We start from the raw sequence: 22,244 nt of genomic DNA, 5'->3' as shown, positions 1-22,244 counted from the left end.
TGCCTACCTACTAGATGGTAGACTTATTTCGAACCCGGTATTTCACCCGGCAATCTTTTCGCGCCACGGCGCATTCGACCTTTGCGAGGCATTACATGCATCAACTGTTCACCCCCTATGACCTGTCCGGCATTTCCCTGGCCAACCGCGTCGTCATGGCGCCGATGACGCGCACGCGCACGCTCGAAAACAATCCCGATGCGCTCACCGCGCTGTATTACGCCCAGCGCGCCTCGGCCGGCCTGATCGTCACCGAGGGCTTGCCCGTCTCAGATGAAGGCCGCGGCTATCTGTACACGCCCGGCATCTACAGCAGCACGCAGGGCCAGGGCTGGCGCCAGGTCACCGATGCCGTGCATGCCAAGGGCGGCAAGATCTTCGCCCAGCTGTGGCACGTGGGCCGCATGTCGCATGTGTCTATCCAGCCGGGCAACGCGGCGCCCGTGGGCCCCAGCGACGTGGCGGCGGAAAACACCACCGTCTACGCCTGGATCGAACCGGGCAAGGCGGGACCGGTGCTGCCCAGCGTGCCGCGCGCGCTGAGCGTCGACGAGATCGCCCGCGTCACCGCCGACTTCGTGCATGCGGCAAAAGTCGCTATCGACGCTGGCTTTGACGGGATCGAGATCATGGCCGCCAACGGCTTCCTGTTCGACCAGTTCCTCAGCAGCGCCGTCAATACGCGCACCGACCAGTACGGAGGCAGCATCGCCAACCGCCAGCGCTTTTTGCTCGAGACCATAGACGCCCTGTCGGCCGCCATCGGCAGCGGCAAGGTCGGCGTACGCGTCTCGCCGTTCGGCCGCCTGTACGACATGCGCGCCTATGCCGATGAAGCGCAGGTGTGGAGCAGCGTGGCCCAGGCCCTCAACACCAGGAAGCTGGCCTATGTGCACCTGAACTACCAGCCGACCATCACGGCGGCGCAAGTGCCACCCGGCTTTGGCGCGCAATTCCGCCAGGACTATCACGGCACCCTGATCGGCGCGGGCGGCTTCACGCAGGAACTGGCGCGCAGCGAGCTGGAAAAAGGCGACCTCGATCTGATCGCCTTCGGCATGCCGTTCATCTCCAACCCGGATCTGGTGGAGCGCATGCAAAACAACTGGCCGCTGGCCGACAGCGACCGCTCGACCTATTACGGCGCCAGCGGCGCCCCGTCCCACGGGTATACCGACTATCCCGCGTATGGTGCGGCGCCTGCCAGCAATATGCTCAATGGCATCAACGTGGCGGCATTGCAGCAATTCGCCCAGGGTGTGGCAGGGCATCCCGGCAAGGGCGAAGCGCGTTTCAACGTCAAGACCCGGTGGCAACACCAGACGCGCAGCGTGGCCATCGTCAGCCACTATGTGCTGGGCGGCGAAAAGCATGCGCGCCATTTCGAGATCGCCTCGGACGAACCGCATGAATTGCTGGGCCAAAACACGGCGCCCAATCCGCAAGAGCTGCTGATGGCCGCCCTCAACGCCTGCCTGTCGGTCGGTTACGCAGCCAATGCGGCGGCCATGGGCATCACCGTGCACAGCCTGGAAATCGAAACGGACGGCAAGCTGGACCTGCGCGGCTTCCTCGGCCTGGACGAGAACGTCAATCCCGGCTACGACGAAGTCAGCTACGTGGTGCGGCTGCGCACGGATGCCTCGCGCGAGCGCGTCGAGGCGCTGCACCAGGCCGTCACCAAAACGTCGGTCAACCTGGCCAATTTCTCGAAGGCCATCCGCATGCTGCCCACCCTGGAAGTAATCGAGGCCTGATACCCCTCCCTGGAATCATCGAACCACCAACCCGCGCGCAAGCGCCTACATAGCGAGGAAATCATGGAAGACTGGAAACAAGCTCGGCAAGACATCAACACACGTGCGTTGCAACTGAACGCACTGACGCCCGACACCATGAAAGGCATTGCCGCACTGGGCGGCGCCGGCGACAAGACCAACCATCTCGACGCGAAAACGCGGGAACTGATCGCGCTGGCAGTGGCCGTCACGACGCGCTGCGACGGCTGCATCGCCTTCCACGCTGCCGCCGCCAAGAAGCTGGGCGTGACCGTGGAAGAAATTGGCGAGGCGCTCGGCGTGGCGATCAACCTCAATGCCGGCGCCGCCGTTGTCTACAGCACCCACGTGCTGGACGCGTTCGACAAGGCTTGATACTACCGCATCAGCCGGCCTGGCATGCGTGCACGCCGGGCCGGCCACTCAAGGAGCAACCATGAAAAACAATACACAAGCGCTGGTCGTCGACATCTGGTCCGATTTCGTCTGCCCCTGGTGCTGGATCGCCAAGCGCCGCTTCGAGAAGGCCCTTGCCGCTTTCGAACACAGGGACGCCGTGCAGGTCAGGCTGCGCGCTTACCGCATCGCACCGAACCATCAGGCCGAACCGATCAAGGCAGCCTTGCTGAAAAAATTTCGCGATCCGATGGCCGCCGAGGGCATGCTGTATTCGGTGCAGTCGCATGGAACGGCCGAAGGCCTGGACTACCGCTTCGACACCATGCTGTTTGGGGACACCATGGACGCGCACATGCTCGTCAAGGCCGCCGGCGACACGGCTTTGCAACAGCGCCTGGTCGAAGTGCTGTATGCGCAGAGTATTTCGCACGGCAAGTCGCTGTTCGACCGCGATTCCCTCGCCCTGCTCGCGGCGCAGGCGGGCGTGCCTGCCGAGGCGGTGCACCGCGCGTGGTCGACACCGCAATTGCGCCAGCAGGTGCAGGACGATGAGCGCAGCGCCTCGCGCATCGCTTCCGGCGTGCCGCTGTTTGTCTTTGGCAATGGGACGCACATTTCCGGCGCGCAGCCGCAAGAGGTATTCCTGCAGGCACTGGAAAAAATGCATGCCAGGTCCCAGGAGGATCTGGCCGCATCGGCCGGGGAAATGTGTGGCCTGGACAGCTGCATCCTCCCTTAAGCGCTGGCGGCAGCTTCCGTGGCAGGTCCCGCCGTGTCCAGGTAGCCATGGACCGCGCGCCCCAGGCGCCGCGCAAGCGACGCCATATCCGTTTCTCCCCGCAGCGCCGCGGCGTCGATGATGCCGCGGCATAGCGCAATCACGTCGGCGGCGGCCATATCAGGATCGGCGACGCCATGACGCGCCAGCAGCCCCGCGAGCTGGCCCGCAAGCGCATGCCGCAAGGCGTCGTCCTCATGCTGCAACGATGGCGACGACGGCGCCGATTCCAGCGCGAGGGCAAGCGCGGGCCGCCTGAACTGGTGCGCCAGGCCGGCCATCACCCCCTGTTCTATCGCGAGCGGCAGCTCACCCTCCAGCGCCATGGCTAGCCCCACGTCGTGCAGCAGCACTGCGCGTTCGCGGCGTACCAGTTCGGCCAGCAGCGCCTCTTTCGACGGGAAGTACTGGTACAGCGAGCCGATGCTGACGCCGGACAGCTCGGCAACGTGATTCGTCGTCAACGCGGCCCAGCCCCGCACCTCAATAATGCGAGCAGCCGCCTCCACCATCGCCGCGACGGTGGCAGCCGATCTGGCCTGGGACGGCCGCTTGCGGGGCTCCGCATGCGCTGCAGTTTTTGCCATGAATGCGAGTAGCGAAAGTGGGTAGTAAAACTTATTCTAAACGTTCCGCAAACAACTGTCCTTGCCGAGACGAGAACGCCATGCACACTTATACATTCCTGCTGATACTGCACGTAGTCGCCGCCATCGCCTTCATCGGCCCGATGATGCTGACGCCGCGCCTGCTGAACCTGATGCGCGAGCCTGCCGGCCGCGACACCTTGCATAAGCTCCATCAGCAGATCGCCGTCGCAGGCTGGATACTGCTTGCCGGCGGGCTGGTCCTGCTGTACCAGCAAGAATGGGCCTGGCTGCACATGGGCTGGATGCGGCTGTCCCTCGCGCTTTTTATCGGCGCGCAAGCCATCGATCATTTTTGGGCGGACAAGGTGGAAGAGAAGGTGGAACAGGGATACGCGCAGGCGGGCGCCAGGCTGAAAACCTGGCTGTGCCTCAAGCTGGCCGTTTTTTTGATCATCTGCGCGCTCATGATCGCCAAGCCCGCCCTGTTTGCCTGAGCGGGCTGGCCCGCGCTACGCCAGATTGTCGAGCATGTAATGGAAAGCGGCCAGCGGATCAGTCGACGGCCCCAGGGCCCAGCCGATAAAGCTGGCGCCTTCCAGAGCGCTGAGCAGCATGAAGGCATAATCCTTCGGCGCTTTCCGCAAGGTCCAGCCATGCAGCTGCGCCGCCTGCACGAGATTGTTTTCCATCCAGTCCAGCTGCTGCGCCATCAGCTGCCGGCCCAGGGCCTGCAGCGATTCGGGCAGCGCCGCCATTTCGGCCGCGAGCGCGCCGCACAGCGGCAGCAAATGGTCGTTGGCGCTGGCCAGGAACAGCCCGCCGAACTCGCGCAGGCGTTCGACCGGATCGGCATGCGCCGCATCGATCGCCTGCAGCTTTTCGGTAAACACGTCGATATATTGCGTGATCAAGGCCACGCCGAGGTTTTCTTTGGTGGGGAAATGGTGGTGGATACTGGCCTTGCGTATGCCGATTTCTTCCGACAAATCGGCATAACTGAAAGCGGCGTAGCCTTTCGAACGCAGGTGGATCTCTGCGCTTTTCAAAAGGGCGTCGCGGGTACTCACTGACATGACAGGCTCCTGCACCAACGGCCATGCCGGCCATTGACGGATTAAATTCAACAAGGGGCAATTATGCCTGAAGTCGCCGCAGCCAGGGCTTGGGGCATGCGCATGAAAAAAGCCGGCCCTTTCGGGAGGAAAGGGCCGGCTTCAGTACATCGGTCACCGCCGCCGTGTCGGATTACGCTGCGCTAATCCGACCTACGTCTACATTTTAGGCATGCGGTGGTGATTACTTCGCCGAATTGAGCAGCAATTCGTTGAGGCGTTTCACGAAACTGGCCGGGTCGGCCAGCGAGCCGCCTTCGGCCAGCATGGCCTGGTCGAACAGGATGTTGGCCCAGTCGCCAAACTTGCCGCCTTCCGCATCTTCGTATTTCAGGCGCGTCACCAGCGGGTGGTTCGGATTGATTTCCAGGATAGGCTTCGATTCCGGCGCGCTCTGGCCCGCCGCTTTGAGCATGCGCAGCAGGTTGCCCGACAATTCGTTTTCATCGGCCACCAGGCAGGCTGGCGAATCGGTCAGGCGGAACGTGACGCGCACGTCCTTGGCCTTGTCGGCCAGCACCGTCTTCATCTTGCCCACCAGGTCGGCGTACGAGGTTTCCGTTTCTTCGTGCTCCTTCTTTTCCGCTTCGTCTTCCAGCGCGCCCAGGTCCAGGCCACCCTTGGCGACGGAGACCAGTTCCTTGCCTTCGAAGTCCTGGATAAACGACAGCATCCATTCATCGACACGGTCCGTCAGCAGCAGCACTTCGACGCCCTTCTTGCGGAAGATTTCCAGGTGCGGGCTGTTTTTCGCGGCGGCGTAGTTGTCGGCCGTGACGTAATAGATCTTGTCCTGGCCTTCCTTCATGCGCGCCACGTAGTCGGCGAACGAGGTGATTTGCTCGTCGCTGTCGTTGGCCGTCGACGCAAAGCGCAGCAGCTTGGCCAGGCGTTCCTTGTTGGCCGCGTCTTCGCCGATGCCTTCTTTCAGCACCTGGCCGAATTCCTTCCAGAAGACGGCGTACTTGTCCTTCTTGTCCTGCTCGTCCGCGTTCGCCAGTTCTTCCAGCATGCCCAGCACGCGCTTGGTCGAGCCTTCGCGGATGACCTTGACGTCGCGCGACTCCTGCAGGATTTCACGCGATACGTTCAGCGGCAGGTCGGCCGAGTCGATCACCCCGCGCACGAAGCGCAGGTAGGTCGGCATCAGCTGCTCGGCATCGTCCATGATGAAGACGCGCTTGACGTACAGCTTGATGCCGCCGCGCTTGTTGCGGTCCCACATGTCGAACGGCGCCTTGGCCGGGATGTACAGCAGCTGCGTGTATTCGCTGCGGCCTTCCACGCGGTTATGCGTGTGCGTGAGCGGCGACTGGAAGTCGTGCGATACGTGCTTGTAGAATTCGTCGTACTGTTCCGGCGTGATGTCGGCCTTGTTGCGGGCCCACAGGGCGCTGGCCTGGTTGACGGTTTCGAATTCGTCTTTCAGGACGGTTTCTTTTTTCTCGTCGTCCCACTCTTCCTTCTGCATCACGATCGGCAGCGAGATATGGTCCGAGTACTTGCGGATGATGGACTTGATCTTCCAGCTCGACAGCAGTTCGTCCTCGCCTTCGCGCAGGTGCAGGATGATGTCCGTGCCGCGGCCCGTTTTTTCGATGGTCTCGATGCTGTAATCGCCTTCGCCGGCCGATTCCCAGCGCACGCCTTCGGAGGCGTCCGCGCCGGCGCGGCGCGTTTCGACGGTGATCTTGTCGGCGACGATGAAGCCCGAATAGAAGCCCACGCCGAACTGGCCGATCAGGGCCGCATCCTGCTGCTGGTCGCCAGACAGCTTGCCGAAGAATTCCTTGGTGCCCGACTTGGCGATGGTACCCAGGTGCGAGATCGCCTCGTCGCGGGTCATGCCGATGCCGTTGTCGGAAATGGTGATGGTGCGCGCATCCTTGTCGAAGCTGACCTTGATCTTCAATTCGTGATCGTTGCCGTACAGGGCGTCGTTATCGATCGCTTCAAAGCGCAATTTGTCGGCCGCGTCGGACGCGTTCGAGATCAATTCGCGCAGGAAGATTTCCTTGTTCGAGTACAGGGAATGGATCATCAGGTGCAGCATTTGCTTCACTTCGGTCTGAAAACCCAGGGTTTGCTTTTCGGAGACAGCCATTTTTACCTCATAGTCTTGTGGATGGGACGGATTCTACGGAGTTGGGGATGGTGCCAGCGATTTCAAGAGCGGCTGCCGAAAGTCGCCTCTAACCCAGCGCGCGGGCGAAAAACGCCCACACCCGCTCGTCCTGCACCGTGGCCAGGTTCAGGCGCATGCGGGTCGACGGCAGCTGGCGCGGCGAGAACAGGCTGCCCGGCGCCAGCACCAGCCCCTCGGCCAGCGCCTTTTCGGCCAGGACATTCGTATCGCAGCCCGCATCGGCCCACACGAACATGCCGGCCGGCGCGGGATCGAAGCGCAAGCCTGCCTGTTCGACCTTGCGATACGTGCCCTCGCGCACCTTGTCGAGCCGCGCGCGCAGGCGCTCCGCATGCTTGCGGTACAGCCCCTGCGAGAGGATTTTATACACGACCCTTTCGCCGATGTCGCTGGTGGTCAGGGTCGCCAGCATCTTGCGGTCGGCCAGGCGCTGCGCCCGCTCATTTGATGTGGCGATGAAGCCCACGCGCAGGTTCGCCGCCAGGCTCTTGGAAAAGCCGCCCAGGTAAATCACGCGGCGCAGCTGGTCCAGCGCGGCCAGGCGCGTGGCCGGCTGCACCGCGCCACCCGGGTGCATGTCGCAATAGATGTCATCCTCGACGATGAGGAAATCGTGCTGTTCGGCCAGACGCAGCACCTGGAACGCCTTGGCTGCCGACAGCGACGTCGAGCTGGGGTTGTGCAGCACCGAGTTGATCACGTACAGCTTCGGACGGTGCAGGGCCGCCAGTTCCGCCAGCACGGCGATATCGGGGCCGTCGCCGAGGCGCGGGATGCCGATGACATTCACGCCCATGGCGGCAAAGGCGCCGAACATCAGCCAGTACGCGGGATCGTCGACGAAAATGGTGTCGCCGGGGCGGGCAAACTCACGCGCCACCAGATCCAGCGCCTGCATCACGCCCACCGTGGTGACGATCTGCTCGGGCGGGCAGGCGATTTCCAGCCCCGCCAGCTTCAGCTGCAATTGCTGGCGCAGCGGCAGGAAACCCTGCGGCATGCCATAACCGAGCAACAAACTGCCGGGCTGGCGGCTGACGTCGCGCAAGGCGCGCGCCACGAGGTCGCCATCGAGCCACTCGGCGGGCAGCATGCCGATGCCGGGCGCGGGAATGGCCGGCGTCTGGCGGAACATGTTACGGATCAGCCACACCACGTCCATCGGCTGCGCCGCTGCTTCCTGCGCCCCAGCGGGCGCCGCCGGCGTGTTCAGGGGCGAGCGCTCGCGCACGAAAAAGCCGGCGCCGCGCCGCGATTCCAGGTAGCCGCGCGCCACCAGCTTGTCGTAGCTGGCCACCACCGTGGCGCACGACACGTCCAGGCTGGCCGCGCACTGGCGGATCGACGGCATGCGCGCGCCGCCGCGCAGCAGCTTGTCATCGATGCGCGCCGCCAGCGAACGCGCGATCTGGTCGATCAGGGTTTCGCCCGAGGCGCGCGACAGCAAGGGCAGGGACGGAGAGGCGAGTGTATTGCTCATATGACCATTACAGTATGTGGGGTTATGCATGAAAGTGTATTTGTACTGTATTGCTATTGCGCCCTAGGATAGCAGTACCGGGCGCATTCATCCACATCTGCCCGCCTTTATCTCACACCACCCGTACCAGGACAGCCATGCCATCGCACGCCACACCTTCCCCCAGCCATTCCCTGCGCCTCGGCGCCGACCGCAAGGGCCTGCTACTGGGCTTGATCGCCGTCGCCCTCTTCAGCCTGACCCTGCCCTTTACGCGGCTGGCCGTGGCCGAACTCGATCCCACCTTTGTCGCCCTGGGCCGCGCCTTGGTCGCCGCCTGCCTGGCCGGACTGTGGCTGTGGCAGCAGCGCGCACCGCTGCCGCGCCGCGAACAATGGCTGCCGCTGGCCCTGGTATCGCTGGGCTGCGTGGTGGGCTTCCCGTGGCTGACGTCGATCGCCATGCGCAGCCTGCCCGCCTCGCACGGCGCCGTGCTGGTGGGCATTTTGCCGCTGGCCACCGCCGTGTTTGCCGTACTGCGCGGCAAGGAGCGCCCTTCCCCGGGATTCTGGCTGATGGCCCTGCTCGGCACGGCTCTGGTGGTGGCGTTCGCGCTGCGCCAGGGCGGCGGCAGCTTCCACGTGGCCGACTGGCTGATCTTTGCCGCCGTGCTGCTGGCGGCACTCGGCTATGCGGAAGGCGGACGCCTGGCGCAAGCCATGCCGGGCCAGCATGTGATTTGCTGGGCGCTGCTGCTGGCCGTGCCTTTTGTCTTGCCCGTGGTCCTGTGGAACGCCTGGCCCCAGCGCGCGCTGATGGCGCAGGCCAGCGGCGCGGCCTGGCTGGGCTTTGCCTATATTTCCGTGTTTTCCATGTTTATCGGCTTCTTTTTCTGGTACCGGGGCATGGCGCTGGGCGGTGTGGCCCGTGTGGGGCAGACGCAGCTGCTGCAGCCCTTCCTCACCTTGCTGGGCGCGGCCGTGCTGCTGAACGAGCCATTGACGGGCGAAAGCCTGCTGTTTGCCGGCGCCGTGATCGCCGTGGTGGCCATCGGACGCAAGCTGAAGTAAGGTTTCTTGACGCCCATTTGCAACGCCGTTGCGCGTGCACATGGGCACGGCGGCGTGCAAGCCGTACAATACCGCAGCACCATGGCGACGCCTATCCGGCGCCGCTTGCGAACGCACCGCCACAAGCGGGCCAACAAATCCAGCCGGCGCAGCTCGGCATCTTCTGTGAGACTCGTATGAAAATTGAAAATCCGAATCCGATCCAATGGCGCTTTGCCGAACGCGCGGAACAGCTGCAAAGCTCGTTCATCCGCGAAATCCTGAAGATCACGCAGCGTCCCGAGATCATCTCGTTTGCCGGCGGCCTGCCCTCGCCCGCCACCTTCCCCGTGGAAGAAATGAAGACCGCCTTCGACAAGGTCCTGTCGAACAATGGCAAGGTGGCCCTGCAATACGGCCCGACCGACGGCTACCTGCCGCTGCGCCAGTGGATCGCCGACTCGCTGTCGAGCAATGGCAGCACCATCCTGCCAGAACAGGTGCTGATGACGTCCGGCTCGCAGCAGGCGCTGGACTTGCTGGGCAAGGTTCTGATCGACGAAGGCAGCAAGGTCCTGGTGGAAACCCCCAGCTACCTGGGCGCCCTGCAGGCATTCTCCGTCTATCGTCCCGAATTCGTTTCCGTCGATACCGATGACGAAGGCCTGGTGCCATCGTCGATCAACCCCGTAGCCGATGGCGCGCGCCTGCTGTACGCGCTGCCGAACTTCCAGAACCCGACGGGCCGCAGCCTGTCCGTGGCGCGCCGCGTGGAGCTGGTGGAAACCTGCGCCCGCCACGGCCTGCCGCTGATCGAGGATGATCCGTACGGCGCCCTCAGCTACAGCGGCGAGCCGTATCCGAAGATGATCAACATGAATCCGGACGGCGTCATCTACATGGGCTCGTTCTCGAAAGTGCTCACGCCCGGCATCCGCCTCGGCTACGTGGTGGCGCCGATGCCGCTCGTACGCCGCCTGGAACTGGCCAAGCAGGCGGCCGACCTGCACACCTCGCAGCTGACGCAGATGGTCGTGCATGAAGTGATCAAGGATGGCTTCCTGGACCGGCACATCCCCAGCATCCGCAGCCTGTATGGCAACCAGTGCCAGGCCATGCTGTCGGCGCTGGAAGAGCACTTCCCGGCCGGCGTCACGTGGACGAAGCCGGAAGGCGGCATGTTCATCTGGGTCACCCTGCCGAAACACATCGACGCGATGAAACTGCTCGATGAAGCCATCGCCAACAAGGTCGCCTTCGTACCGGGCGCGCCGTTCTACGCGAACACGCCGGACACGCACACCTTGCGCCTGTCGTTCGTGACGGTGCCGCCGGAACGCATCCGCGAGGGCATCGCCATCCTGGGCAAACTGATCGCCGCAAAAATGTAACTCGCCTCTCCACGCCCCGCCTGACGCGGGGCGTGTCCCCCGCTGCCCCTGCACCAGGGGCACGCGTCTTTTCCGCCTAAAAACCGCTTTCATGATAGCAATTGCGTGTATTTATTTTTAAAAATATCATAAAAATAATACTTTCATTGCTCGCGTAACATCGATTTTTTCACCCAAAAAAATGGCGAGGCGGTATGATTTGACGGCTGTATCAGATTTGAACCCGGTCAGCATCACCGAATATGCAGCAAACGCAGGCAGCGCAGAGTACATCGAGAAGGCCGGAAGCAATGAGTCCAGGCAGTGTGGAGCATTCCCAGCGGCATGAAGCCGCCATTTTGATTGTCGACGATGCGCCGGCCAACCTTGAGCTGCTGCGCAAGCTGATGAGCGAACAGGGTTATCAAACCTATGTCGCCACGTCCGGCGAGCGGGCGCTGGCGATCGCCCAGCGCGCCCAGCCCGACCTGATCCTGCTAGACGTGCTGATGCCGGACATGGACGGCATCGAAACGTGCCGCCGCCTCAAGCAGCATCCGCTGACGCAGCGCATCCCCGTCATCTTCATGAGCGCCAAGACGGAAACGGAAGACGTGGTGGCCGGTCTCGACTGCGGCGCCGTCGACTACATCAGCAAGCCGCTGCGCATGGCCGAAGTGTGCGCGCGCGTGCGCGCCCAGCTGAAAATCCGCAGCAACAATGAAACCCAGCAGGAGCAGGCCGAGCGCCTGCGCACCATCGTCAACAACATGGCCGAGGGCTTGCTGATCATCGAGGCCGATGGCCGCATCCAGTACACCAACCCGGCCTGCGACCAGTACCTTGGCTACCGCGAAAACGAACTGGCCGGGCGCTTCATCGGCGAGCTGCTCAGCCCCCTCGTGACGCAGGAGTACCTCGATTACTTCGCCATGCACGCGGCCAATCCGGAAAAGGCGCACAACCACGGCACGCGCGAAGTGGCGATCCGCCACCGCAACGGCGCGGCGCTGAGCATGGACCTGACCCTGACGCCCATGTATCTGCGCCAGCCCCTGTATATCGGCCTGCTGCACGACATCACGCACCACAAGCAGTCGGAAGACGCGCTGCAGCGCGCCGCCTATATCGACCCGCTGACGCAGATCGCCAACCGCCGGCATTTCGACAGCTTCCTTGAAAAAGAATGGCAGCGCGCCGTGCGCGGCGGCGGCGCCCTGTCGCTGGTGGTGCTCGACGTCGACCACTTCAAGCTGTACAACGACAGCCTGGGCCACCCGGCCGGCGACCTCTGCCTGCAGCAGGTGGCGCAAGCGATCGCCGCCCACGCCAGCCGCTCCGGCGACCTGGCGGCTCGCTACGGCGGCGAGGAATTCGTGCTGCTGTTCGCCGACACGGACGCCGACAGCGCCCTGCATCTGGCCGAGGCCATCCGCGCCGGCATCGAAGCGCTGCAACTGCCGCACCCGCGGTCAAGCACGTCGCCATGGATCACCGTCAGCATCGGCGTGGCCACCATCCGCCCGCACCAGCTGGACGACCGCGAAGCCCTGTTCGTCGCCGCCGACCGCGCCCTGTACGTGGCCAAGGAAGCGGGCCGCAACCAGGTCCGCGCCACCCACTCGGGCAGCACGGCCTGGGAGACGGTCAAGGCGATCGTACTGCGTTAAAGCTGAACAAAGCATGCGCCAAACAAAGAGTAGGCCCACGCCCCACGCAAGGGCGCCCCGGGCCAAGCGGGCCTGAAAAATGTCGAGGGCAAGGCGCAGCGACGCAGACAGTACGAATGTACGGCAAGGAAGCTGCAACGCCGCCATCGGCATTTTCTCAGGCCCGCGTCTCCGGCCCGCCATTTTCAGAAGTAATCAGAATTTTCTAGACACACTCAACTTCGCATTCCTCCCCACGCCGGTAACCGCTTCGCTCAAGTAGGGCATGTAATTGCGGTTGAAAACATTATCAACCGTCAGCCGCACCTCCGTGCCGCGCCACACGCCTTGCCGGCCAATCCACGACGCAAACACGGTATGCAGCGCATAGCCTTTCGATGGCGGCAGGCGATACACATTCCCCACCGGCAAGACGCGCTCCTGCTTCGCCACGAAGCGGCCCTGCCAGCCGATGCTGGCGCCAAGGTCGGGCATGCGCCAGCCCAGGCCCGCCATCAACTTATCGGGCGCGATGGTCGACACGGCTTCGTTCTGGCCCCACGGGTCGCGCTGGGAACCGGTGCGCGTGCCGCGCTGCTTCGACAGCGAGGCGCTGGCGAACAGGCGCGGCGAGTTGTAATAGGACTCGACCTCCACGCCCTGCGTGCGGAAACCGGCCAGGTTGCGGTAGGACGACAGGGCCGGCGGCACCTTGCCCGATCCCGGCACATAGCCTTCGATCAGGATACCCAGGCGCGGGCCGATATTGTCGCTGACGCGGTTCCGGTACGCCGTCAGGCGCAGCTGCACGTCGTCGCGTTCCATGAACACGTTTTGCCGGTGCAGCATGACGCCCGTGCGCACGGCCGTCACGCGCTCGACGGCCAGGTCGCGGCTGGTACCCGGCGTCGATGAACCCTGTCTGGCCGATACATAGTATTCATTCGAATACATCTCGTCGATCGTCGGCGCGCGCCAGCTGCGGCTCAAGTCGCCGAACAAGGCCAGCGTGCTGGATGCCTTCCAGAACAGGCCCAGGCGCGGCGACCAGTCTTCGTGCGCCTTTTCGCTGAAGTCGTGGCCAGCCGCCGCCAGCGGGCTGTTGTAGCGCGACGCCTTGTTCGGCACGCCCTCGGAAACGACTCTGTCGTGGCGCAGGGCCGCCGTCACCGTCACGTCGCCATACGTCATCGCATCCTGCAGATACAGGCCCGTGGTTTCCTGGCGCCCGGCCGGCATGTAATAGGGCTGGAAGTAGCCGTAGTTGTAGCTGGGGTCCTTCAGCGCCGTCGACGACGGGTAATACATCAGAGTGTCGCGCACGTTCTTGTGCCATTGCAGGCCCGTCAGCAGCACGTGCGACACGGCGCCCGTGCTAAACACGCTTTCGTTGCGCACCTCGGCGATGCGGTCCACATACGAAGCCCAGCTCTCGTTGCCCAGTGACCCCAGGTAGGAACCGAGCGACGCCGATGGCAAACGCTTGTCATGCTGGTCCGTGTGCGAATAGCCGGCGCTGGCCGTCAGCTTGATCCATCGGTTATTCTGCGGCGCGTACTGCCACTTCACGGAATACGTATCGTCGTCCTGGTCGCGGTACACGGCCTTGCGCTGCCACGCCTCTTCCAGTCCGTATTTTTTGATTTCCGCCTCGGTCGGCGTGGGCACGTCCTCGCCCATGGCGGCGAACGGGCCCCAGCCCGAGCTTCCGCTCTTCATGGCCGTCAGGGTCAAGAGCTGCTCCGGCGTCAGCCGGATATTCAGCTTGACCAGGCTCGATGGCGCATCGATGGCGGAAAAGCGGAATGGCTTGCCATCGGGCTTGCGCAAATCGTCGGACTTGCGCTGCGTCGTGAAGGCCATCGCATCGAAGCGGCCATCTTCCGTGCGGCCGTAGACGGCCACGGTGGCGTCATTTTCTGCATTGTTCGAGTGGCGCGAATACTTGAGCATGGCGCCCGCTTTCTCGCCGCCTTCCAGCAAGTCTTGCGCATCCTTGGTCTCGACCGTGATGACGCCGCCGAAACCGCCATTGCCATACAAGCTCGTATGCGCGCCCTTGTTCACTTCGATCTGCTTGATCAGTTCCGGTTCGATGAAGATGGAACCCTGGCGGTATTTCTCGAAGCCCTTGGGCACGCCATCGAGGATGACTTTCACGTCCTGCACTTTATTGAAGCCCCAGATATTCAAGCTTTGTCCGCTGGGACGGGCCGTACCGGCCAGGTCCACGCCGGGCAAGGTGTCGAGCAGGGACGCGACATTGTCGGCCTGCTGGCGTTCGATGTCGGCGCTGTTGATGTACGAGCGTCCGGCCGTGCCGGCGCTGATGGCGTCGCCGAACACGCTGATGGCGGGCATCTGCACGGCGTCGGCCTTCTCGGTCTTGTCGGCCATCGCCGCCGCCCACGCGTGGCCGTGCGCGCCACCCAATGCCAGCGCCAGCGCGGCGGCCAGCGGGGTCAATCGTTGTTTGCTGCTGCTCTTCATCGCTATCCTTGCCTGGGTTTGCTTGCTGCTCGATGCTTGTGGAATGAAAAAATGCAGGGGCAGAGGACAGCGGTGCACGATCAAGCGGCGGCGTTGAAGGAAGCGTTGTGGCGGAACTCTGCCCGCGCGGACACGCCGCCGGCGCATGGCCGGCGGCGCACTGCAGTCACCGGGATAAGTTGCCTTAGTGAAATGCGGAACACATCATATATCGGATGCGAATGATTCGCAATACGATTTAATAACTAGCTATTCCGGATAGCCGGTGATGTCGGCGATCTCGCGGTACAGGGGCTGCAGCCGCGCATACATCTTCTGGTACACGCGCCGATACAGCTGCTCGTAGATCTTGCGGTGCTCGGGATGGGGCTGGAATACCTTGCCCTTGCGCGTCATCGCCTGCACGGCGGCGGGGAAATCCGCGTGCCAGCCCAGACCCACGCTGGCGGCGATGGCCGCGCCCAGGCCCGAACTTTCATACACGTGGGCGCGCGCGGCCGGCAAGCCGAAGATGTCGGCCGTCAGCTGCATGGCGGCGTCGCTTTGCGAACCACCGCCCGCGATGCGCAGCTCCGTGATCGCGATGCCGCTGCGCCGCTCGATGCGTTCCTTGCCTTCGCGCAGCGCATACGCGAGGCCTTCGAGAATGGCGCGGTAGATGTGGGCGCGCGTATGCACGTCGCCAAAGCCGATCATGGCGCCCTTCGCTTCCGGGCCCGGCACCTTGATGCCGGGGCTCCAGTACGGCTGCAGCATCAGGCCCATGGAACCGGGCGGCACGGCGTCGACCAGGCGGTCGAACAAGGCTTCGGCGGACAAGCCCGTGCCATCTTCGGCCGCCGCCGCCCGTTCGCGGTCGCCGAACTGCTCCTTGAACCAGTTGACCATCCAGTAGCCGCGGAAAATCTGCACTTCCGTGCTGTAGGCGCCCGGCATGGCGGCCGGATACGGCGGAATGAAGCGCGTCACTTCCACGTATTTGCGGTTGGTCGTATTGATGGTGGCCGTGGTGCCGTAACTCAGACAGGCCACGTGCGGTTCGACGCAGCCGGCGCCCAGCACTTCGCAGGCCTTGTCGGCGGCGGCCGCCAGCAAGGGCGTGCCTTCCAGGATGCCCGTCGCCGCGGCGGCCGATGCCGTGATGGCGCCCATGCGCGTGCCCGGCGCCACCAGTTCCGGCAGCATCGAGCGTTGAATTGCCAGCGCCTGCCACTTCCAGTCGAAGCGCCCGGCCCACGCGTGGCGCTTGTAGTCGAACGGGATGTACGCCACTTGCGAACCCGTCGAATCGATGTATTTTCCGCAGAGGCGGTGGTTCAAAAAGCCCGACAGCAGCAGGAATTTGTGCGTGCGGCGCCAGATGTCGGGCTGGTGCGCGCTGATCCAGTTGATCTCGGCCTCGCGGCGAAAGTACCTAATCGTGCCATCGAGGCGCGTGGCGCGGAAGGCGGCGCGCCACCATGGCGCCAACTGGGGGATGTCGCGCGTGCTGCGCTGGTCCAGCCACGTGATGGCGGGCCGCAAGGGCTGCCCCTCTTCATCCACGTTGACGACCGTGCCGCGCTGCGTCGTCACGGCCACGCCGGCCACCAAGGATTTATTGATGTCCGTGCCGCGCCACAGCTGCTGGCACGCTGCGCACACGGCTTGCCAATAGCCATCGGCGTCATGCTCGGCCCAGCCGGGGTGATCGGAATAGTACGCTTCGAGGAACACTTGCGCCTTTGCCGCCAGATTGCCATCGCGGTCGAACAGCAGCGCGCGCACGCTTTGCGTGCCATTGTCGATGGCAAGGATGTACGGCCCGGGGCCGGACGCGGTCGCCATGGCATCAGCCCAGGCTGGCCAGCGCGGCGCGCAGCGCCTGCAGCAGCGCTTGCGGATCCTTGTCCGGCCGGGCGCTGAACACGGGCGCCTCCCAGTCCTGGCCCCGCACGGCAACCACGCGCAAGCGTCCCTGTTCGTTCCACGCCGGATACCAGCCCACGTCGACGATGTCGCCATTCGCGCACGTGATTTGCAGCAGGTCTTCGCCCAGGTCGTCGAGGAGGACGTCCACGCTCTGGCGCAAGTCCAGCGGAGACAGGCTGTCGTAGGTGATGCGCGCGTCGCCCAGTTCCAGGGGCTGGCCAAACAGGATGGTCTCGATGATGCTCTCCTTTTTTATGGTTTTCATTCACCCTGCGGCACGCTGTAATGGCGGCGCCACAGGGCCAGGTAGCGCTGCTGCTCTTCTTCCCAGCGCGCGTCGTCCCAGCCCAGTTCACGCTGGCAGATGGCGCGCAGGCGCGGCATGATAGCAAGCGCGCCGCCGGCCAGCTGCAAACCGAGGCGCGTGCGCCGCAGCAGCAAGTCGTCCAGGTGCTGCACGTCTTCCATGCGCGCGCCCCAGCGCAGCTGCGCCCACAGGGTCTGCGTGCCGGGAATCGGCGCCAGTTCGCCGTCCTGCGCCGCATCGCACAGCGCTTGCGCCCCCGCGCCATGACGGCCCAGCAGCCGTTCGCGCTGTTCGGCATCGAGCACCAGGGCCTTGCCCGACAATGGCGGCGTGGCATCGAAAATCGGCAAGGGCCGCAAATCCGCCTGCCAGCCCGGCAGCAGCGGCGCGGCGCGGCGCAATGCGTCGAGGGCGATCACGCGAAACGTCGTCAGCTTGCCGCCCGCCACCGTCAGCAAGCCGTTTTCCAGCCATAGCGCATGTTCACGCGCTTCCTTCGACGGGTCAAGCTGGCCGCTGCCGATCACGGGGCGCACGCCGGCAAACGTGGCCAGCACATCGCCTTCGCCCAGCGCCAGTTGCGGGAACTGCCACTGCAAGGCGGCCAGCAGATACGCAAGTTCGCCGCGCGTGATGGCCGGCTCCACGTCCAGGCTGGCGCCGTGGTCGACATCGGTGGTGCCCACCAGCGTCACGCCCTCCCACGGATACGCAAACACAGGGCGGCCATCGTGCGGGTGCATCAGGCTGACGGCTTGCGCCAGCGGCAGCCGCCAGGCGGGCAGCAGCAGATGGCTGCCGCGCAGGGGCCGCAGTTTCGGCGTTTCTCCGACCTGCCCGCGCAGGGCGTCGGCCCAGGCGCCCGTGGCGCTGATCACCAGGCGCGCACGCATGGTGAATGCCCTGCCATCGAGCGCATCGGTCAAGGTGGCGCCGGCGACCTTGCCACCGTCGTGCAGCAAGGACGCCACGCCCAGGTAATTGACGGCCACGCCGCCATGGCGGCGCGCTTCCTGCAGCACGCGCAGCACCAGGCGCGCGTCGTCCGTCTTGGCATCCTGGTACAGCATGCCGCCCTGCAGATCGTCGCGCCGGATGTGCGGCGCCAGCATGGCAAAATCCGCCGCATCGACATAGCGGCGCGCGCGCCGGCCCGCCATCATGTCGTAGATGGCCAGGCCCAGCATGAACTGGCGCCGCCCCGGCTTCCTGCCCGTGTAGTCGCCAAAGGCAAAGCCTTGCGGCTCGACCAGCCCGGCCGCATCCGTCAGCAAGGCTACCCGCTCGTGCACCGATTCGCGCGTCAGCGCGAACTGGCCCTGCTTCAAATAGCGCAAGCCGCCATGCACGAGCTTCGAGGAGCGGCTCGACGTGCCCCAGGCGAAATCGCGCTGCTCCACCAGCAGCGCCGTCAAACCGCGCCGCGCCGCTTCGAGCAAGATGCCGGCGCCTGTGATGCCGCCGCCGACGATCAGCACGTCCCACTTGCGCGCCAGGAGGCCGGGCAAATCGTCCCTGTTCACAATCCGCTGCCCGCGTCAGGCAGCAGTTTGCCCGGATTCATCATGCCCTGCGGATCGAACTGGCGCAGCAGCGCGCGCATGGCGGCGATGCCCAGCTCTCCCTTTTCGGCCGCCAGCCACGGCGCGTGGTCCGTGCCCACGCCGTGCTGGTGGCTGATGGTGCCGCCGTTGGCGACGATGGCGGTGCCGGCCGCGTCTTTCAGGGCACGCCAGCGCGCCATGTTTTCTTCAAAGGTGGACGCCAGCCGGTACACATAGGTGGTGTAGACGCTGGCGCCCTGCGCGTACACGTGCGACAGATGCGTGTACGCGTGCACCTGCTCGCCATGCGCGGCCAGCGCATTGACACCCGCCTGCTCGAGCGCCGCCATCATCAGTGCCACGCGGGGCCAGTCGACGGCCGTTTCCACCGTGTCGATCACATAGCCATGCTCCCACGCGCCGTTGCGCAGGTAAACGTTGCGAAAACGCCCCTGCTTCCACTTGTCGCCCATGTGGCGTCCCACGTGCACGCCGCCGTGCCGCCGCGCCAGCGCCAGCGCGCCGCGCAGGGCCGCACGGGCCAGTTTTTCCTCTCCACTGACGCCCAGCATCAGCATGCACTTGCCGTCGCCGCAGCCGCGCAGCGACAAATAACGTTCCAGCAGTCCCACCAGTTTCTTGTGTCCGGCCAGGGTCAGCATGGTTTGCGTTTCCAGGGCGTTCGACAGGCGCAGCATGCACAAGGGCAGGCGCGACTGGGCCAGCGCCCGCACGGCCGCCTGCGCCTGGCCCCAGTCCGCGAAAAACACGGCATGGAACGCCTCGTATGGCGGCAGCGGCGAGACGCGCACCGTCGCCTGCGTCAGGATACCCAGCCGCCCTTCGGAGCCGAGCACCATTTCGCGCAGGTCGATGCCGGCCGCCGACGCGGGAAACGTGGGGATGCGCAAGGTGCCGGCCGGCGTTTCCACTTCGCCGCCCGCGAACAGCTGCTCGATACGGCCATAGCGCAACGATTGCTGGCCCGACGAGCGCGTGGCGATCCAGCCGCCCAGGGTCGAATACTCGAACGACTGCGGATAGTGGCCCAGGGTATAGCCCTGCGCGCGCAGCTGCGCTTCCAGGTCGGGACCATACACGCCCGCGCCGAAAGTGGCCAGCTGCGCCTCGCGGTCCAGGTGGCCCAGCGCGCACAGGCGTGCGAGACTGACCGACAGCACGGGGCGCGGCCCCGCCGCCACCGTCAAATGCCCGGCCACGCTGGTGCCGCCGCCGTGCGGGATGACGGCCACGCAGGCCTGGCGCGCATACGCGAGCAGCTGGCGCACCTGCAGCGCGCTGTCGGGAAAGGCCACGCCATCGGGCACGGCGCCGATGCGGCCATGGCGCAATTTGAACCAGTCGGGCAGGCTTTGGCCGAGCGCATGGCGCACGCGCGTGGCAGGCTGGGTATCGATCAGCGGATGCGGCGCCAGGCGCGAAGCGGGCACCTGCGTGCAGGCGTCGTCGAAGGTGGCATCGACGATGCCGCTGCCCGGCCCCAGGCGCTCGCGCAGGAATGCCAGCGCGTCCCCGCTCAGCGCATACGTGATGCTCTCGTCTCCCCAGCCATTCCAGCGTTGCATCGACATCCCCTGTATTCGGCCAGTTGCGCGCCACGGCGGCTTGCTATACTGTTCCTGCCTGATTTTCTTGCTAGATCAATAGCATATGCCGCCACAGACGAAGGGTATTGGTTTTTCATGACAATCGCATTGTTCCATCATGACAAGCACTGACGGCCGGGTCGCCGGCGCCTATCTGCTGCCGCTGCTCGAAGCGGCCGGCGCGCACGGCATCGCAGCAGCCACTCTGGCGCACACGGCCGGCGTGGCGCCGCACAGCCTGGAAGCGTCCGCACCCAACCTTGCCGCGCGCGACTACGTGCGCCTGCTCGATGCGGGCGCGCTGCTGGCGGGCGATGCGCATTTCGGCCTGCACGTGGGCCAGCGGGTGCGCATGGGCACGTACAGCGCCTATGGCTTGATTTTACTCAGCTGCAGCAACGTGGGCCAGGTGCTGGAACAGACGGCCCGCTATGAACGGCTGGCGCACGACCTGGGCCAGTCGGACCTGCAGCGCGATGGCGCCGTCGCGCACTACCGCTGGACCAGCAACTACCCGGGCGCCAGCCGGCACCTGGTCGACAGCGTCTTTGCCGGCATCCGTGTCAGCGGCGACTGGCTGGCCGGCATGCCGCTGCCGCCGGCCAAACTGGCATTCACCCACGATGGCGGCGGCGACTTGCTGCGCCACGCGGCCCACCGCGACGAATACGTGCGCGTGCTGGGCAGCCTGCCCGCCTTTGGCGCGGGCGCCAACACGGCCACTTTCGACGCGCAATTGCTGGACTGGCCCGTGCCGAACGCCGACGTCAGCCTCTACCCCGTGCTGTGCCAGCATGCGGAACAGTTGCTGGCGCAGCGCGAGGCTGAAACGGACACCGGCGGCGCCATCGACGCGCAAGTGCACGCGGCCATCGTGGCAGGCTTGCGCCAGGGCTCGGCGCGGCTGGCGACCGTTGCAGCCAGCCTGGCCGTGACGCCGCGCACCTTGCAGCGCAAGCTGGCCGACGCGGGCACCAGCTTCCAGGCCCTGCTGGACCAGGCCAGGTACGGCCTGGCACGCGACTATCTGCGCGAACCGCATTTGTCGCTGGTCGACATCGCCTTCCTGCTCGGCTACCAGGAACAAAGCGCGTTCAACCACGCGTTTCGCACGTGGGCGGGCACCAATCCCGGCGCCTGGCGGCTACAGGAAATCCTTGACAGGCAGCAAGCCCCATAGACGTGCGCGGGGCATGCGCACCGCGTTTTCTCGCTATACTGGCAAAGTCAGATTTTCCACGATCACTCCAACCCGCAATGCAAAGGATTAATATGCAACTCAAAGACAAAGTCGCACTGATTACCGGCGCCGCCAGTGGCATCGGCAAGGAAATGGCCATCGAATACGCAAAACAGGGCGCCAAGGTCGTCATCGCCGATCTGGTCCTGGAAGCGGCCAGCAAGACGGCCGAGGAAATCAAGCAGTCGGGCGGCCAAGCGTTTGCCGTCGCCATGGATGTCTCGAGCGAAGAACAGGTCGACAAGGGCGTGGCCGATGCCGTGGCCCACTTCGGCGGCATCGATATCCTGATCAGCAATGCGGGCATCCAGATCATCAGCCCCGTCGTCGACTATCCGTTCGAGCAATGGAAAAAGATGCTGGCTATTCACATGGACGGCGCCTTCCTCACCACGCGCGCCTGCATGCGCGAAATGATCAAGGCCGGCCGCGGCGGCGCCATCATCTACATGGGTTCCGTGCACTCGCACGAAGGCTCGCCGTTCAAGAGCGCCTACGTGGCCGCCAAGCACGGCTTGCTGGGCCTGGCCAAGGTCGTGGCCAAGGAAGGCGCGAAGGACGGCATCCGCGCCAACGTCATCTGCCCGGGCTTCGTGCGCACGCCGCTGGTCGACAAGCAAATCCCCGAACAGGCGGCCCAGCTGAACATCAGCGAAGAAGACGTGATCAAGAAAGTGATGCTGAAAGACACCATCGACGGCGAATTCACCACCACGCAAGACGTGGCGCAAACGGCCGTGTTCCTGGCGGCATTCCCGTCGACGGCCTTGAGCGGCCAATCGATTGTGGTCAGCCACGGCTGGCATATGCAATAA

General features: G+C 64.7%; 18 protein-coding genes and 1 pseudogene. 10 read left to right on the top strand and 9 right to left on the bottom strand.

Features of this window, described 5'->3' with window-relative positions; translation table 11 throughout:
- Positions 1-95: 95 nt before the first annotated feature.
- The 4 genes and pseudogenes from JAB6_RS28030 to JAB6_RS28020 form a co-directional block, all read left to right on the top strand.
- Positions 96-1,190: pseudogene (locus tag JAB6_RS28030) on the top strand (alkene reductase); the annotation flags it as partial.
- A 21-nt stretch (positions 1,191-1,211) separates the two neighbouring features.
- The gene (locus JAB6_RS29925) at positions 1,212-1,757 is read left to right on the top strand and encodes an OsmC family protein (protein WP_175444634.1); all 546 of its coding nucleotides are present in this window, start codon (positions 1,212-1,214) and stop codon (positions 1,755-1,757) included.
- A 63-nt stretch (positions 1,758-1,820) separates the two neighbouring features.
- Positions 1,821-2,153, top strand: coding sequence for a carboxymuconolactone decarboxylase family protein (locus JAB6_RS28025; protein ID WP_034758392.1), 333 nt, complete (start codon positions 1,821-1,823; stop codon positions 2,151-2,153).
- A gap of 61 nt (positions 2,154-2,214) precedes the next feature.
- Positions 2,215-2,916: a DsbA family oxidoreductase gene (locus JAB6_RS28020; protein WP_070306135.1), complete on the top strand. Its 702-nt coding sequence runs from the start codon at positions 2,215-2,217 to the stop codon at positions 2,914-2,916.
- On the opposite strand, the gene JAB6_RS28015 is transcribed toward JAB6_RS28020, so the two are convergent.
- On the bottom strand, positions 2,913-3,542 hold the full coding sequence (locus JAB6_RS28015; protein ID WP_070306134.1) for a TetR/AcrR family transcriptional regulator: 630 nt from the start codon (positions 3,540-3,542) through the stop codon (positions 2,913-2,915). The two genes, JAB6_RS28020 and JAB6_RS28015, sit on opposite strands and share 4 nt — an antisense overlap.
- Positions 3,543-3,622: 80 nt before the next feature.
- Here JAB6_RS28015 and JAB6_RS28010 point away from each other — a divergent pair, with 80 nt between their 5' ends.
- A complete protein-coding gene (locus JAB6_RS28010; RefSeq protein WP_070306132.1) occupies positions 3,623-4,039 on the top strand; it encodes a hypothetical protein in 417 nt (138 codons plus the stop codon).
- 15 nt (positions 4,040-4,054) lie between these two features.
- Here the strand turns inward: JAB6_RS28010 and JAB6_RS28005 are convergent, their stop codons facing one another.
- The 3 genes from JAB6_RS28005 to JAB6_RS27995 form a co-directional block, all read right to left on the bottom strand.
- Complete coding sequence (locus JAB6_RS28005) at positions 4,055-4,618, bottom strand: TetR/AcrR family transcriptional regulator (RefSeq protein WP_070306130.1); 564 nt, start codon at positions 4,616-4,618, stop codon at positions 4,055-4,057.
- Positions 4,619-4,841: 223 nt separating this feature from the next.
- Positions 4,842-6,761 carry a molecular chaperone HtpG gene (gene htpG, locus JAB6_RS28000; protein ID WP_034758403.1) on the bottom strand — a complete coding sequence of 640 codons (1,920 nt, stop codon included), beginning with the start codon at positions 6,759-6,761 and terminating at the stop codon, positions 4,842-4,844.
- A gap of 88 nt (positions 6,762-6,849) precedes the next feature.
- On the bottom strand, positions 6,850-8,283 hold the full coding sequence (locus JAB6_RS27995; protein ID WP_034758406.1) for a PLP-dependent aminotransferase family protein: 1,434 nt from the start codon (positions 8,281-8,283) through the stop codon (positions 6,850-6,852).
- Positions 8,284-8,420: 137 nt separating this feature from the next.
- Here JAB6_RS27995 and JAB6_RS27990 point away from each other — a divergent pair, with 137 nt between their 5' ends.
- The 3 genes from JAB6_RS27990 to JAB6_RS27980 all read left to right on the top strand — a co-directional run bounded on the left by JAB6_RS27990 (position 8,421) and on the right by JAB6_RS27980 (position 12,351).
- Entirely contained in the window at positions 8,421-9,332 is a 912-nt protein-coding gene (locus tag JAB6_RS27990) for a DMT family transporter (protein WP_070306128.1), read from the top strand.
- A 176-nt stretch (positions 9,333-9,508) separates the two neighbouring features.
- Positions 9,509-10,702 carry a PLP-dependent aminotransferase family protein gene (locus tag JAB6_RS27985; RefSeq protein ID WP_046684799.1) on the top strand — a complete coding sequence of 398 codons (1,194 nt, stop codon included), beginning with the start codon at positions 9,509-9,511 and terminating at the stop codon, positions 10,700-10,702.
- A gap of 290 nt (positions 10,703-10,992) precedes the next feature.
- Positions 10,993-12,351 carry a diguanylate cyclase gene (locus JAB6_RS27980; protein ID WP_070306126.1) on the top strand — a complete coding sequence of 453 codons (1,359 nt, stop codon included), beginning with the start codon at positions 10,993-10,995 and terminating at the stop codon, positions 12,349-12,351.
- Between the two features lie 195 nt (positions 12,352-12,546).
- Here the strand turns inward: JAB6_RS27980 and JAB6_RS27975 are convergent, their stop codons facing one another.
- The 5 genes from JAB6_RS27975 to JAB6_RS27955 all read right to left on the bottom strand — a co-directional run bounded on the left by JAB6_RS27975 (position 12,547) and on the right by JAB6_RS27955 (position 20,168).
- Positions 12,547-14,820: a TonB-dependent hemoglobin/transferrin/lactoferrin family receptor gene (locus JAB6_RS27975; RefSeq protein ID WP_070306123.1), complete on the bottom strand. Its 2,274-nt coding sequence runs from the start codon at positions 14,818-14,820 to the stop codon at positions 12,547-12,549.
- A gap of 249 nt (positions 14,821-15,069) precedes the next feature.
- Positions 15,070-16,647 (bottom strand): FGGY-family carbohydrate kinase, encoded by a 1,578-nt coding sequence (locus tag JAB6_RS27970; RefSeq protein ID WP_070306121.1) that lies wholly within the window; start codon positions 16,645-16,647, stop codon positions 15,070-15,072.
- Between the two features lie 4 nt (positions 16,648-16,651).
- Complete coding sequence (locus JAB6_RS27965; protein WP_070306119.1) at positions 16,652-16,996, bottom strand: hypothetical protein; 345 nt, start codon at positions 16,994-16,996, stop codon at positions 16,652-16,654.
- Positions 16,993-18,561 (bottom strand): glycerol-3-phosphate dehydrogenase/oxidase, encoded by a 1,569-nt coding sequence (locus JAB6_RS27960; protein ID WP_070306115.1) that lies wholly within the window; start codon positions 18,559-18,561, stop codon positions 16,993-16,995. The genes JAB6_RS27965 and JAB6_RS27960 overlap by 4 nt, the downstream gene beginning before the upstream one ends.
- Positions 18,558-20,168 (bottom strand): FAD-binding oxidoreductase, encoded by a 1,611-nt coding sequence (locus JAB6_RS27955; RefSeq protein ID WP_070306169.1) that lies wholly within the window; start codon positions 20,166-20,168, stop codon positions 18,558-18,560. The genes JAB6_RS27960 and JAB6_RS27955 overlap by 4 nt, the downstream gene beginning before the upstream one ends.
- Before the next feature lie 139 nt (positions 20,169-20,307).
- On the opposite strand from JAB6_RS27955, the gene JAB6_RS27950 reads away from it, so the two are divergent.
- Positions 20,308-21,369, top strand: coding sequence for an AraC family transcriptional regulator (locus tag JAB6_RS27950; RefSeq protein ID WP_070306113.1), 1,062 nt, complete (start codon positions 20,308-20,310; stop codon positions 21,367-21,369).
- 92 nt (positions 21,370-21,461) lie between these two features.
- Positions 21,462-22,244 (top strand): 3-hydroxybutyrate dehydrogenase, encoded by a 783-nt coding sequence (locus tag JAB6_RS27945; protein ID WP_070306111.1) that lies wholly within the window; start codon positions 21,462-21,464, stop codon positions 22,242-22,244.

The sequence above is a fragment of the Janthinobacterium sp. HH104 genome, assembly GCF_001758715.1.
GTDB classification, from domain to species: domain Bacteria; phylum Pseudomonadota; class Gammaproteobacteria; order Burkholderiales; family Burkholderiaceae_D; genus Janthinobacterium; species Janthinobacterium aestuarii.
The sequence above is the reverse complement of the archived record's forward strand: the minus strand, read 5'-3'. Positions and strand labels throughout refer to the sequence as shown.